This is a genomic window from Cocleimonas sp. KMM 6892, from assembly GCF_035798195.1.
Classification (GTDB): domain Bacteria; phylum Pseudomonadota; class Gammaproteobacteria; order Thiotrichales; family Thiotrichaceae; genus Cocleimonas; species Cocleimonas flava.
Window position 1 is genome coordinate 56,896 of record NZ_JAPFBV010000006.1, and the last position, 15,200, is coordinate 72,095.

At 41.7% G+C, this 15,200-nt stretch carries 9 protein-coding genes; 8 read left to right on the top strand and 1 reads right to left on the bottom strand.

All coding sequences use genetic code 11. From position 1 onward, the window contains the following. Positions 1 to 96: 96 nt before the first annotated feature. The gene (locus tag OO007_RS16020) at positions 97 to 1,395 is read right to left on the bottom strand and encodes a TlpA family protein disulfide reductase (RefSeq protein WP_325809545.1); all 1,299 of its coding nucleotides are present in this window, start codon (positions 1,393 to 1,395) and stop codon (positions 97 to 99) included. 536 nt (positions 1,396 to 1,931) lie between these two features. Between OO007_RS16020 and pgi the strand changes: the two genes are divergently transcribed. The 8 genes from pgi (at position 1,932) to OO007_RS16060 (ending at position 15,053) form a co-directional block, all read left to right on the top strand. After that, positions 1,932 to 3,608: a glucose-6-phosphate isomerase gene (pgi, locus tag OO007_RS16025; protein ID WP_325809546.1), complete on the top strand. Its 1,677-nt coding sequence runs from the start codon at positions 1,932 to 1,934 to the stop codon at positions 3,606 to 3,608. An 89-nt stretch (positions 3,609 to 3,697) separates the two neighbouring features. Beyond that, positions 3,698 to 5,008, top strand: a complete 1,311-nt coding sequence (gene glgC, locus OO007_RS16030) for a glucose-1-phosphate adenylyltransferase (protein ID WP_131906651.1) — start codon at positions 3,698 to 3,700, stop codon at positions 5,006 to 5,008. 3 nt (positions 5,009 to 5,011) lie between these two features. Then, positions 5,012 to 6,775 carry a glycoside hydrolase family 57 protein gene (locus tag OO007_RS16035; protein ID WP_325809547.1) on the top strand — a complete coding sequence of 588 codons (1,764 nt, stop codon included), beginning with the start codon at positions 5,012 to 5,014 and terminating at the stop codon, positions 6,773 to 6,775. Beyond that, positions 6,776 to 8,167, top strand: coding sequence for a 4-alpha-glucanotransferase (malQ, locus tag OO007_RS16040; RefSeq protein ID WP_131906649.1), 1,392 nt, complete (start codon positions 6,776 to 6,778; stop codon positions 8,165 to 8,167). A 124-nt stretch (positions 8,168 to 8,291) separates the two neighbouring features. Further along, positions 8,292 to 10,475, top strand: coding sequence for a 1,4-alpha-glucan branching protein GlgB (glgB, locus tag OO007_RS16045; protein WP_442784349.1), 2,184 nt, complete (start codon positions 8,292 to 8,294; stop codon positions 10,473 to 10,475). 203 nt (positions 10,476 to 10,678) lie between these two features. Next, complete coding sequence (gene glgA, locus OO007_RS16050) at positions 10,679 to 12,142, top strand: glycogen synthase GlgA (RefSeq protein WP_325809549.1); 1,464 nt, start codon at positions 10,679 to 10,681, stop codon at positions 12,140 to 12,142. A gap of 51 nt (positions 12,143 to 12,193) precedes the next feature. Beyond that, on the top strand, positions 12,194 to 14,686 hold the full coding sequence (locus tag OO007_RS16055) for a glycogen/starch/alpha-glucan phosphorylase (RefSeq protein ID WP_325809550.1): 2,493 nt from the start codon (positions 12,194 to 12,196) through the stop codon (positions 14,684 to 14,686). A gap of 55 nt (positions 14,687 to 14,741) precedes the next feature. Further along, on the top strand, positions 14,742 to 15,053 hold the full coding sequence (locus OO007_RS16060) for an isoamylase early set domain-containing protein (protein WP_325809551.1): 312 nt from the start codon (positions 14,742 to 14,744) through the stop codon (positions 15,051 to 15,053). Positions 15,054 to 15,200 lie beyond the last annotated feature (147 nt).

Sequence of the window (15,200 nt, forward strand, 5' to 3'; positions counted from 1 at the left end):
GTTTGTGGTTTATCCACGTTCTAAAAAAAGCCTCCCAAGTAGGGGGGTGTATTCAATGATTAATTATTCTTTAACTTAAAGGAATCTTTGCCAGTGCTAATTATCTGATATTTTAATTAAGCCATTTATTACGCTCTCTATTTCAGGCTCTTGCCAATCCATTGCTCCCGTTGCGGCGAAGCTGAGCTTTCCGGTTTTATCGACGATGAAATTACTCGGATAGACATAAACTTTCCAGGCTTCTGTTACTGACGAGTCGCTGTCTTTTAAAATAGGAAAGTTGATTCCCATCGTTTGGGTAAATGCCTGTATCACCTCGGTGTCTTCGCGAACGTTGACGGCGAGTATTTCCAGATCCTGTTTGTATTTTTCTTTGAGTTTTACCAGTGATGGCATCTCTTCGATACAGGGACGACACCAGCTAGCCCAGAAACTGACGACAATGATTTTATCGTGATAGTCAGTGAGATTGTGTGGCTTGCCACTCAGGTCGGTTAATACAAGTGATGGAGTAGTAAGTGTTACTTTTTTTAGCATGTTCAAGCGCTTTTGGGTTTTAACGACCGTGTATTCTTTAATGGGTTTGAGTGGTGCTGCTTCAGCAAATGCCAGCATACTTAGTGCATTGTTTATTTGTTTCGGAAAAGCATCTTTTGCTTTTAAATCTATGGGAGTTAGATCTTCTTTATTTCTGGCATGAAATCCACCCGTAATGCCTTTGAGGACATGCGTGTATACTTGACTGCCACCTTGTTCAAGCGCTTTGATGAGTTGCGGTAATGGCACGTAACGCGGTGATCGTTCCGCCTGAAAAACATACAAAGGCAGATTACTGTGTTTTGCAATATCAAGATATTCAACCCTTTTACCTATGTCAGGCGTTTGTTTTTGCAAATAGGGGGCGATGAGAATTAGTCCCGCAATAGTGCCTGTATTTTTACTGGTGTTTGTATGGGGGGTATTTATGGCTTTTTCTGTTTGTAGCTGATGTAACGCTTTTAGCGTGTGGCTTGCTGCTCTATCACTGGCAACGATAAAGAGTGTATCGAATTTGTCTGCGTAGTATTTGATGAGGTCCCTATAATCTTCTTCGGGAATTTTCTCCAAGGCAGATCGGGAAGGGCTTAAAAAGTAGCTGTCATGCCAGTCGGGCATCAAAATGTGCAGATCATTTTGTTTGCTAATTTCTAGAACCGTTTTTTGTAGTTCGCCAGAGATGCCTCGTTCCGAGGTAAGCCAGAGGACATGCTTTTGACTTTTAGCTGAGCCGTATTCTTCTACATTGATTTCTTGCTCTGAAGGTAAAAGCACTGTTTCTGCGGATGCGTGTGAACAAAACAATATCGTCGATATCAAAATACCGAATAAATAACCAAAATATGTTTGTCGTTGCATTAGCCGATAGTAATCGTTTTTATTTTAAATTTAAACACACCCCCCTACTTACAGGGCATTTTTTGAAAACTAGTCTATAACTAAGTAAGTGGTATTCGAAATCGAAATTGATGATGTTTTCTTAAAATTAAACGGTTCTTATTGAGCTAGATGCGAGTGAGATCAATGAAGCCGATACAAAATGCAGTATCTATATTATGAAACGTCATGGCAGTATCAACTTATGACAGGCGTAAATTTGAAACACTGTTATTGTTAATTATGCAGAGGGTTAATCCATACCAATTTCTATATTTACTTCATTGGTGATATTTCTGTTTAGAGGGGTTAGGGATATTCTTCTAAGCGTGAGTTTTCTGGATATTTAAATTTTAAGGTATCAGATTAGTAAAACTTCGGAATTTCAATATCGGTAGATAAATACCACTGAATTTATGAATACTATTTTTCTTAAGTTGATCTCGATTGAGTCAAATTTACAGATTTATAAATCAACTATGATTTTAGAGTAACTATTTATAACTGGTAAAATGATAATGGCTAATACTAACAAAGAAAAACCGTCTCTAACTACATTGCCAGCTTACAAGAAATTGCAAAAACACTTTGCTCAGGTAAGTCAGCTTCACATGCGCAGATTATTCAGCGTAGATCCACAAAGAGTGAATAAATATTCCATCGAATATAACGGTTTATTTCTGGATTATTCAAAAAACCGGATCTCACACGAAACCATTCCTTTGCTCTGTGAGCTTGCTAAAGAGGCAGATTTGGAAAGTTGGCGAGAGCGCATGTTCAGCGGTGAAAAAATCAACAATACCGAAGGCCGGGCGGTATTGCATACGGCGTTACGCAACCGAACCAATACGCCTATCATGGTGGATGGTGAAGACATCATGCCAATGATCAATTCGACCATTGATAAGATGGAAGCTTTCTCTGAAAAAGTCAGGAACGGAAGCTGGAAGGGTTACACCGGTAAAAAGATCACTAACATCGTCAATGTCGGTATTGGTGGTTCAGACCTGGGGCCGAAGATGGTTTATGAGGCATTGACCCCTTATCACCATAAGCGTTTGAGCGTAAATTTTATTTCAAATGTTGATGGCGCTCACATTGATCAATCGCTAGAAAAACTCAACCCAGAAACAACGTTGTTTGTGATTTCTTCGAAAACGTTCACCACACAGGAAACATTGACCAATGCACACGTTGCCCGTGAATGGTTTTTGCAGTCGGCGGTAGATGAGGCGCATATAAGCAAACATTTTGTCGCTGTTTCTACGAATCGTGAGGGCGTGATCAAATTTGGCATCGATCCAGAAAATATGTTCGAGTTTTGGGATTGGGTCGGAGGACGCTATTCGCTCTGGTCAGCGATTGGTTTATCCGTGGTTCTGGCAGTTGGTATGAAGAAGTTTAAGAAGATGCTGAGTGGCGCGCATTCGATGGATCAGCATTTTAGGGAAGCGCCACTTGAACAAAACATGCCGGTGATTCTGGCTATGCTTGGAATTTGGTACAACAATTTCTTTGAAGCAGAATCCTACGGTATTTTTCCGTATGACCATTATTTAAGAAGCTTAACCATGTATCTGGAACAGGCAGATATGGAAAGTAATGGTAAATCTGTCGATAGAGATGGTCGCAAGGTTGATTATGCAACCGGCCCCATAATTTGGGGGATGTCGGGAATTAACGGCCAGCATGCGTTTTATCAGTCGATTCATCAGGGTACGAAAATGATCCCATCGGATTTTATTGTATCGATGTTGACGCACAGTACCCATCAGGACCAACATAATATTATGTTTGCGAATGCTCTGGCTCAAACTGAGGCATTGATGCGTGGCAGAAATTTTGATGAAACCTTAGCCGATATCAAGGCAAGTGACGCTGATCTGGGTGATATTGAAAAGCGGATCCACCACATGGTTTTTGAAGGAAATCACCCGACTAACACCATACTCATTCGTAAATTAACACCACGCACTCTGGGAATGCTTTTAGCACTTTATGAGCATAAGATATTTGTACAGGGCATAGTCTGGAATCTCAATTCCTTTGACCAGTGGGGAGTTGAACTGGGTAAGCAACTGACCAAAACCATTCTCGAAGATATCGATCAACCGTACGAAGTTAGAAGTCATGATGGATCAACCAATACACTCATTAATTATTACCGTGATGTTATTGGTGTAGGAACAGAATAAGTTTAATAACAAAATACTGGCATAGTAATTGCTTCATTTTACATACTAATGACTGTTTTAAACAGCCATGCGAATAAAGGGATAACAAAATGGATAGTGGTTCAACAAAGCTAACTCAAAGTCGAAATCAAAACTTTGTGCCAAGAACTGCGACAGAAATGACACGTAAAACACTCGTGTTAATTCTTGCGGGTGGAGAAGGTTCGCGTTTGAAGGATTTAACCAAATGGCGCGCCAAACCTGCAGTGCCGATTTGTGGTAAATATCGCATTATCGATTTTGCACTTTCAAACTGTGTGAATTCGGGTTTACGAAAAATCACCGTATTAACGCAATATAAATCGCACTCCTTGTTAAGGCATTTACAACGTGGTTGGAGTTTTTTACGTGCAGAAATCGGTGAGTTTGTCGAGTTATTGCCTGCACAACAACGTACAGCAGAGAAGGCCTGGTACAAAGGCACTGCGGATGCTCTATTTCAAAATATCGATATCATGCGCAGTCACCGAGCTGAGTATGTGATTGTGTTAGGTGGGGATCATATCTACACCATGGATTACACCAAAATGTTACTTCAGCACGTTCAATCAGGCGCTGATTTTACCGTGGGTTGTATCGAAGTGCCCAGAGCAGAGGCGTCGTGTTTCGGCGTCATGGCGGTTCAGGATGATATGCAAATTTCCAATTTTACTGAAAAACCAGAGAACCCCGAACCGATGCCGGGCAAACCAGATTCTGCACTGGCTTCCATGGGTATATATATTTTCTCTACCCGTTTTCTTTACGAAACGTTGAAAGAAGATGCCAGCAATCCTGCGTCTACTCATGATTTTGGTAAAGATATTATTCCTGCAAAAATCAAAGACTCAATTGCCATGGCCTATGCCTTTGCCGACGAGGAAACCGGTGAGCCTTCTTACTGGAGAGATGTTGGAACGCTGCAATCCTATTGGCAAACCAATATGGAGTTATGCGATATAGAGCCAGAGTTGAACTTGTATGATCAGGAATGGCCAATATGGACTTATCAAACACAAAGCCCACCCGCAAAATTTATTTTTGATGACGAGGGGCGTCGTGGCGAGGCAATAGATTCATTGGTTTCTGGTGGCTGTATTATTTCTGGCGCGCGCGTCAAACGATCTGTGATTTCATCAGGAACAACCATTGAAAGTTATTCGCATGTGAAAGACAGTGTGATTTTACCCAAGGTTCGCATCGGCAAGAATTGTCGCATTAGCAAAGCGATTATCGACAAAGCCTGTGTGATACCTGATGGCACTGTAATTGGTGAAGACCTTGAGGCTGATCGTAAAAAATACCATGTGTCTGATGAAGGTATCGTACTGGTAACTCCAGGGATGCTTGGTCAGGATTTGTTTTCATTTGAAGGTGATTGATTTATGAAGTCTAAGCTTAAAGTAGTACTGTGCTGGCATATGCATCAGCCTTACTATCGTGAAGGGCCTAATGGTACTTTCCATCTGCCGTGGGTTTATCTGCATGGCATAAAAGATTATACCGATATGGCGAAGCATCTGGAAAACCACCCAAATATGGCTGCTGTTGTTAATTTCTCTCCGGTATTGCTGGAACAGCTTGATCAATACGTTGAAGAGCTTAAAAATTATCAGTCGAGTACTTCACATAAAACAAACCCATTATCAGATCCTTTGCTTTCGGTACTGGCGGGAACAGCAGATATCCCATCAAATTTAGCGCAAAAAAAGCGTTTATTTGAAGATTGTCAGCGCTGTTATGCACCAAGAATGATTGAGCCTTATCCTGCTTTTGATCAACTGATGAAAAGTATGGAAAGTGTGTTTGATAAAATTTCCAGAGAGAATGAGTCAGCTTTTGATTCGCAAACTAACTCGCCCATTGACTCATTTGTTGAAGGTCTGGAAGATCAGAAATTTCATGATCTCGTGGTTTGGTATCATCTGGCCTGGTTAGGTCATTCTTTGAAAGGCTCAAAACAGGTCACTGCACTATTTGAAAAAGGTCATGACTATTCTCTGGATGATCGAAAAGAGCTGCTGTCAATTATCTATGAAGCCTTAAGCGACATCATCCCTCGTTATCGTGCCTTAGCAGATAGTGGGCAAATAGAGTTATCGTTAACTCCGTATGCACATCCTATTGTGCCTCTGTTGAATAAATTTGAGAACATGAAATGCTCATCCCCAGAAGCTCCGATGCCTAATTGCGATGATTATCCGAATGGTGTAAGTCGTTCAGAATGGCATATGGAAAAAGGCATTCAATCGTTTCAGCATCACTTTGGTAAAAAGCCTGATGGTGTGTGGCTATCAGAAGGCGGAGTGAGTGAAGACGCCATCGAGATGTTAGATAAATTTGGTATCAGTTGGACCGCTTCTGGTGAGCAGGTTTGGCGAAATACATGTCATCTGAATCAGATGGATTCTGAAGAAGTACATAATAAAAAGGCATTATTTAAGCCTTATCAATATAAAGATCATGGCACTCAGATGTATTTTAGAGATGATGGGTTGTCTGATTTTATTGGTTTTGAATACAGTCACTGGAACGCTGATGATGCAGCGCATAATTTTGTAGAAAACCTGCAGAATATTGCGAAATTTGTCGGCGATGATGTGGAGCAACAAGTCGTCTCGGTGATCCTCGATGGAGAGAATGCCTGGGAATATTATCATGACAATGGTTATTATTTTCTGGATGCCTTGTATCAACAAATGAGTCAATGCGAAGACATAGAAGTAACAACGTTCGCCAAATCAGCAAAATCTGTGACAGCAACCAAAGTAGATAGCATTTGCGCCGGCAGTTGGGTGTATGGCAGTTTTACTACATGGATAGGGCAGGAAGATAAAAACCGTGCCTGGGAATATCTGGTTGCTGCCAAAAAAGACTGTGACGAGGTTGTCGCTGCTAGCGCTCTATCAAAAGATGACTTGCTGGAGTTAGATGATCAACTCGCGATTTGTGAAGGCTCTGACTGGTTCTGGTGGTTTGGTGATTATAACTCGTCTGAGAGTGTGAATGACTTTGATGAGTTGTATCGTATCCAGTTGAAAAAGCTCTATACATTGATTGATAAAGTACCTCCTGAACACCTTAATCACCCTATATCCATAGGCGGAGGAAATGCCGAAAACTCAGGTACCATGAGGCGTAATGTTTAAATGGAAACATATTCCGAATTAACCGATAAGGAAGCGCGATTAGGAGGGGTGTTACTGCATCCAACCTCTTTACCTTCCGGCGTCTTGGATAACGATGCTTTTCGATGGTTAGATTTTCTGTCGAATGCAGGTATCAGTGTATGGCAAATATTGCCATTGGGTGTACCTCAGGAAAACTTGTCGCCTTATCAATGCTACTCGGCATTTGCGATAAATCCTGCATTGCTGGCAGCTAACGATTACGAAAATATCAATGTCGGCGATCAAGAATTCATACGCTGGTTATTTGCTCAGGATTACTGGATACATGACTACGCTTTATTCATGTCGTTAAAGCAAACACTGGAATTTAAACCCTGGTATGAATGGCCAGATGAATTTCGCCATCGTGAAGAACACGCCTTAGATCAGTATAGAACAGAGAATCATGATCAAATAGATGCCATTTGTTGGCAGCAATTTTGTCTTTATCGACGTTGGAATGAAATTAAACACTATGCTGATGAGCGTAATATTATGATCTTTGGCGATATGCCAATTTTTATTGCTCACGACAGTGCCGACACATGGAGTAATCCAGAATTATTTTTATTAGATGACCAAAGTCAGCCCACTGTAGTTGCAGGAGTGCCTCCCGATTATTTCTCCAAAACTGGGCAACGCTGGGGTAACCCGCACTATAATTGGGCGCAAATGCGACAAGATGATTTCAAGTGGTGGATGCAACGTCTAAAAAATCACTTCAGTCTTTTTGACTTGGTACGTATTGATCATTTCCGTGGCTTAGAAGCGGTATGGGTAATTCCAACAGAGTGTGAAACGGCAGTCGATGGCGAATGGCAAAAAGTACCGGGTGAGGAATTGCTTGAGCATTTAAAGCAAGAAATGGGCTCATTAGCTATTGTTGCTGAAGACTTGGGAATCATTACGCCTGAAGTGAATGCCTTGCGTGAGAAATATAAACTTCCGGGAATGTCGGTTTTGCAATTCTCATTCGACAGCTTTTCGGATAATCCGCATAAACCTGAAAACATTACTTATGATCGTATCGTTTACACAGGCACACATGATAATGACACGACTCTCGGCTGGTTTACGAGCCAGGATACAGAGATGCAAAATCACATTTTGCATACTTTAGAACTTTCTGACCCAAACAAAATATCGGAGAAGCTCATTGAGGTTGCATTCAATAGCAGGGGACAATTAGCGATTGCTCCAATTCAAGATTTGCTGAATTTAGGCTCAGAAGCTCGCATGAATGTTCCAGGAATCTCAGAAAATAATTGGACCTGGAAATTCGACTGGGAACAAATAACCAAAAGCATCGCCAATAAAACTAGAGAGCAGCTAGAAAATGCTGGTCGCTTATATAAAATGGATTCTCACTAATGGCACAAGCTAAGAATAATATGACGGGTAAGAAATCGTGAAAAAAGCTAGTCCAAGCACAGTAAGCTCTGCCAAAAAAGCCACTAGCAAAAACGTTTCTAGTAATAAAATTGAGGTCGAAACGTTGACGCCAGAATTGTCCAAACTACAGCAGGGTAAACATCATGACCCGTTTTCTGTTTTGGGTGTTCATGCCCTAGACAACAAAGAAGGAGCCATTGTCCGCAGTTTTCTCCCTCAGGCAGAAGTTGCAGAATTGAAAGGCATAGGAAAGATGTCGCGAATTCCTGAGAGTGACTTCTTTGAGTATCGGTTATCGGCTAAGGAAGCCAAATCACTGGATAACCATTACACACTCAAATGGCAACAAAAAGGCAGTGAAGAATGGCATGAGTCAATCTCTGCCTACAGTTTTCAATCACAAATAGGTGAGATGGATATTTACCTATTTGCAGAAGGAAAACATCATCATGCCTATCAATTTATGGGTGCGCATATTCAGACAATTGATGGGGTAAGCGGTTGTCAATTCGCCTTGTGGTGCCCCAATGTTAAAAGGATTAGCGTTGTTGGTGATTTCAATGGCTGGGATGGCCGCAGACACCCAATGCGGAGCCGAGGATCATCAGGTCTATGGGAATTATTTATTCCGGGCTTGGTCGAAAATGACGTGTATAAATATGAAATCTGTACGCAACATGATGAGATCTTAAAGAAAACGGATCCCTATGCTCAGTCTATGGCATTACGTCCTGATACAACATCGCATATATCGTCGGCAAAAGCATTTAACTGGGAAGATCAGGACTGGATAGAGCAGCGTGAAGTTTTCGATTGGCAACATAAACCAATCAGTATCTATGAGTTGCACGCAGGCTCATGGCGCCGGGATGATGATGGTAATTTCCTCAATTGGCGAGACATTGCTAGCCAACTCATTCCCTATATCAAGGAATTAGCTTATACGCATATCGAATTACTGCCGATAGCAGAACACCCGTTAGACCAATCCTGGGGATATCAGGTTACAGGTTTCTTTGCACCTACCGCTCGATTCGGTACACCCGAAGATTTTCGCTACTTTGTTAACGAATGTCACAAAGCAAACATAGGTGTGATTCTTGACTGGGTTCCTGCCCATTTTCCAAAAGATGCTTTTGCATTAGCTAAATTTAATGGTGATGCGCTTTATGAGCATGCTGATCCAAGAAAAGGTGAGCATCAGGATTGGGGAACATTAATCTTCAATTACGGACGCAATGAAGTACGAAACTTTTTAATTACCAATGCGGTGTACTGGATTGAGGAATTCCATTTAGATGGACTGCGTGTCGATGCAGTTGCTTCGATGCTTTATCTGGATTATTCACGAGAAGCTGGCGAGTGGTTGCCGAATGAGTTTGGCGGCAGAGAAAATCTGGAAGCGATCGATTTTCTCAAGCAAATGAATACCACGGTTCATGGATTGCACCCCGGTGTGTTGACCATGGCAGAAGAATCAACGGCATGGCCGATGGTTTCTAGGCCGGTAGAACTCGGCGGTTTAGGCTTTTCCATTAAATGGAATATGGGTTGGATGAATGACAACCTAAGCTATATGGAAACCGATCCGGTACACCGTAAATACCATCATAACCAACTGACTTTCAGTCAAATCTATAGCTATTCTGAAAACTTTATTTTGCCGTTATCGCATGATGAAGTGGTGCATGGCAAACGTAGTCTGGTCAGTAAAATGCCAGGAGATGACTGGCAGAAGTTAGCCAATTTACGTTTATTGTACGCGTGGCAATACATTCATCCGGGCAAAAAATTATTATTCATGGGTGGTGAGTTCGCGCAATGGATTGAATGGAATGACAATGCGGAACTCGATTGGGCGTTAACATCTGTAGAACAACATCACGGCATTAGTCAGTTAATCACAGACCTGAATAAGCTCTATCAGAATGAGGCTGCGCTGCATTACTGGGATTTCTCTCACGATGGTTTTGAGTGGATAGATTGTAACGATTCAGATCAGTCAGCACTGAGTTTGATACGTAAATCTAACGACCCGCAAGAGTCGATAATATGCTTATTGAATTTTACACCAGTACCCCGAACTAACTACCGAATTGGCGTTCCAGCGGCAGATACATACCACGAGTTGTTAAATACAGATTCTGCATTTTATACGGGCTCAAATTGTGGAAATGACAATCCCATTGTTGTTGAACCGACACCATGGACGGGCTATCAACAATCAATCAGTGTTACGTTGCCACCTTTAAGTGCTTTGTTTCTAAAAGGTGATTTTTCTCATTAGGATGAAATAAACATTTAACAACTACTGGCATGAGAATTGCTTATATACGACTAAAGAGAACCCTTAAAAAAACGGCTGTAAGTAGGGGGGTGACTTTCTACTTTAAATAGCCTGGAGAAAACAGTAAAAAAATCAAAACAATGTCTGAATGTTAATGATATGACGAATATTTATAAAGAGAATGTGTTAATGGTGATTTTAAGGTGAAGGTTTTATTCGCGACGAGTGAAGTGTGGCCATTAATAAAAACAGGTGGCTTAGGTGATGTCTCTTACAGCCTGCCGCATGCGCTACAAGAAAAGAATCTCGATGTTCGTCTGGTACTTCCTGCCTATCGGGATGTGTTAAACAAACTAGACTCTTTCAAGACGTTAGGTTGGTTAAGCATTAACCTCGGCGGAAGCAATAGAGACGTTCGTATATTAGAAGCAACACATGAGCAGTTTAAAATGCCCATTTGGCTGGTTGACGCTCAACACTTATTCGATCGGGAAGGTAATCCATATAGTCATTCAAATGGCTATGATTGGCCCGACAATGCAGAACGTTTCACTTTGTTTTCTCAAGCCGTAGCAGCCCTAAGTTTAGATAAACTGGATCAAGGCTGGAAAGCCGACGTAGTGCATTGTAACGATTGGCAAACCGGTTTAGTTGCTGCATTTTTAGATCACGAACCGGAACGTCCGCGGCGTGTTTTTACCATACACAATCTGGCTTATAGTGGTAGCTTTTCCAAGGATGAATATGACCGTCTTCGATTACCCAGCGCCTGGTGGTCGATGGAAGGCGTCGAATTTTATGGTAATTTATCGATGCTAAAGGCAGGTATTGTTTATTCCGATGCTGTTACAACCGTTAGCCCAACTTATGCAAAAGAAATCTGTACCGCAGAATTTGGTTATGGACTCGAAGGCGTACTTTCGTCGAGAAGTTATAAACTAACCGGAATTCTCAATGGCATCGACACAAACGTCTGGAATCCCTCGACGGATACCTTAATACCTTTTAATTTTACCGCGCAGCGACGAAACCCTAGCAAACAAAAAAACAAAAAAGCGTTGCTCGAATCGTATGGCGTAACGGCTGAAAAAGAACAGCTAGACGCACCATTGTTAGGGCTTGTAAGCCGACTGGTCGAACAAAAAGGCATTGATATGGTGCTGGAAGCCATACCTACAATTCTTGATGAAACCACGGCGCGTATAGTCATTATCGGAACAGGGCATACCTACATCGAAGCTCAGTTGAAACAGCTAAACCAAAAATACCCCGATCGGGTCTTAGTCACTATTGGTTACGATGAAGAGAAAGCGCATCTGTTAGAAGCAGGGTGTGACATCTTTCTAATGCCTTCCAGATTCGAGCCGTGTGGCCTCAATCAAATGTACAGCTTAAGTTATGGCACTTTACCCATCGTCAATCGTACTGGAGGTCTTGCGGATACTGTCGTCGATGCCGACGAAGCGAATGGTGAAGAGTCTTCATTTAAACCGAATGGTTTTGTGTTAGAAGCGCCGAATACAGCAGCATTAATTAAGACTATTCAGCGTGCGCTTTCATTGTATGAAAACAAGAAAAGCTGGCAACAACTGCAACGAAATGCCATGACGCAAGACTTTAGCTGGGAAAAAAGCGCCAATGCTTACATAGAAATTTACAACAATTAAACCGTTTAAAACGCCAAGATAGCGACACCACTATTTACTAATGAGAAAAACATGATCGAAAAAGCACAGTTAGAAACCTGTTTACCCACTAACATTAAATCTTTACCAAATACGTCTAAGGCGATTAGTGAAAGCTTTGAAAAATATCTAACGTATCACCTTGGTCGTACTCAAGGTTGCCACTCATTTTATTTTTATGAAGCACTGTCGTTTACCTTACGAGACAGGGTTGTCGCCAATTGGTACAAAACCTGGGAAGCCTATCGCCAGCCAAATGTCAGGCGCGCTTATTATCTGTCATTGGAATTTCTCATGGGCAGAGCCCTAGGCAACCATCTACTCAATCTGGATGCGACCGAAACCTCCAGAGAAGCGATGGAAAAATTCTGTTTGCAGCTAGAAGACGTTGAATCAATCGAACCCGATGCAGGCTTAGGTAACGGCGGCTTAGGTCGTCTGGCTGCGTGTTTTATGGATAGCTGTGCAACCTTGCAATTACCCGTTTTAGGTTATGGTATTCGTTACGAATACGGCATGTTTAAACAAGCCATTGTCGATGGTCGCCAAGAAGAGAGACCTGATCACTGGTTACGAGACGGTAATCCCTGGGAGCTGGAACGCCCAGAATATACGCAAACCGTAAAGTTTGGGGGTCATACCGAGTTTTATCGTGACGAGCATAATGATCTGCACGCTCGCTGGGTAGAAACCAATGATGTGCTCGCGATTCCTTTTGATGTGCCCATTTCTGGTTATAAAAACAAAACCGTTAATACCTTGCGCTTATGGAAGTCTTCTGCGACGGATGAATTCGATCTTGAAGAATTTAATGCGGGTAGTTACACCGATGCGGTGGCGGCAAAAAACAATGCCGAAAACATCACGATGGTTTTATACCCGAATGATTCCAGTGAAAACGGTAAAGAATTGCGCTTAAAACAGCAATACTTCCTGGCTTCAGCCAGTCTTCAAGATGTTTTCCGTCAATGGGAGACAATTCACGGCAATAATTATGAAAATTTTGTCGCACAAAATGTGTTTCAGATGAATGACACACACCCAACCATTTCAGTGGCAGAAATGATGCGCATACTAATGGATAAGAAGTGCTTAAACTGGGATGACGCATGGAGCATCACCACTAAAACCATGGCGTATACCAATCATACGTTATTGCCAGAAGCGCTTGAAAAGTGGCCAGTACATTTGTTTGAAAGTCTGTTGCCGCGATTATTGGAAATTATTTATGAAATCAATGCGCGCTTCATGCGCGTTGTGCAACAGAAATGGCCGGGTAATACCGAACGCCATGCAAGAATGTCGATCATAGAAGAAGGTCCCTACAAACAGGTTCGTATGGCTAACCTAGCTATTGTCGGAAGTTTCTCGGTAAATGGTGTTGCAGCACTGCATTCACAGTTATTGTGCGAAGGTTTGTTCCATGATTTTTACGAATTATGGCCTGATAAATTTACCAATAAAACCAATGGTGTAACGCCTAGACGCTGGATAGCACACGCGAACCCTGAAATGACAGAATTAATTTCTAGCCACATTGGCGAAGACTGGATTACCGATCTCTCGCACATTAGCGAGATTAAAAAGCTTTCAGCAGCCAAACAGAAAACGTTTGCCAAAGCATTTAAACAGGTAAAACAATCCAATAAGCAACGCCTGGCAGATTTAGTCGAACAGCTCTGCGGCGTAAAATTTAATACCGATTCATTGTTTGATATTCAGGTGAAACGTATCCATGAATACAAACGACAACTATTGAATTTACTGCATGTGATTCATCTGTATATTCAAATAAAGCAGGGCAATACCGAAAACTGGGCAAATCGCTGTGTACTCATTGGTGGCAAAGCTGCACCGGGATATATCCTGGCTAAGGATATTATCAAGCTTACCAATAACATTGCTGAAGTGATCAACTCTGACCCTGATGTGGGTGATAAGTTAAAGCTGGTTTTCTTCCCGAATTATGGTGTCACCGCCATGGAAGTCATTGCACCTGCTGCTGACTTGTCGGAGCAAATATCTACCGCCGGTAAAGAAGCTTCTGGTACTGGCAATATGAAATTCATGATGAATGGCGCATTGACCATAGGCACTTATGATGGCGCTAATATCGAAATAATTAATGAGGTGGGCGAGGAAAACTTCTTCTTGTTTGGTCTAAAAGCCAATGAAGTACAAGACTTGCAAGGCAATTATGATCCTATGCACTATATCAACCAGGATCAGGATTTGAAGGCAGTGATGGAATTACTTCAGTCTGCGCATTTCAATGCCAATGAGCCAGGAATTTTCGACAGTATTATCCAGAGTTTATATAATCGTAATGACCCATGGGTGACGTTCGCTGATTTTAGAAGCTATATAGATGCGCAAAATGAAGTCGCTAAAACGTGGCAGGATCAGGAAAAATGGGGACGCATGAGTGTAATGAATACCGCTTGCAGTGGATTCTTCTCAACCGATAGAACCATGCAGGATTACAATAGAGATATCTGGAAATTAGACGCTCTTGAAATCAAGTAGCTAATATTGTCATTAGTTAGTGTTTATTTTTTAATCTAATTAAATGGAGTTAATTGTGAGTATCAAAAAACAATTTCTGAAGTCACGGCCAGTGTGTAAAGTGACATTTCGTGTTGGAAAAGATGCAGCTAATTCTGCTGAAAAGATGTATCTCGTTGGTGAGTTTAACCAATGGGATAACAAAGCAACACCGATGAAGCGCCTTAAAAGTGGTGATTTCACACAAACTGTAGAACTGGATGTAGCTAAGCCTGAGTATCAATTTCGTTATCTAAACGATCAAGGTGTTTGGGAAAATGATTGGGAAGCTGATAAATATATTCCTAATGGCATTGATGGTGAAAATTCTGTTGTTCAGCTTTGTTAAAGCAGTAAGTAAACGCTGAGCAAATTTTTAGAATTAATGTGACGGAAATGTCGGTAGAGTTTTACCGAAGAATACCCTGTCGACACTTCCCAATAAAAAAAACAGCCCCAAAGTAGGGGGGTGTCATTTGTTGTTAGTTGTTAGTTG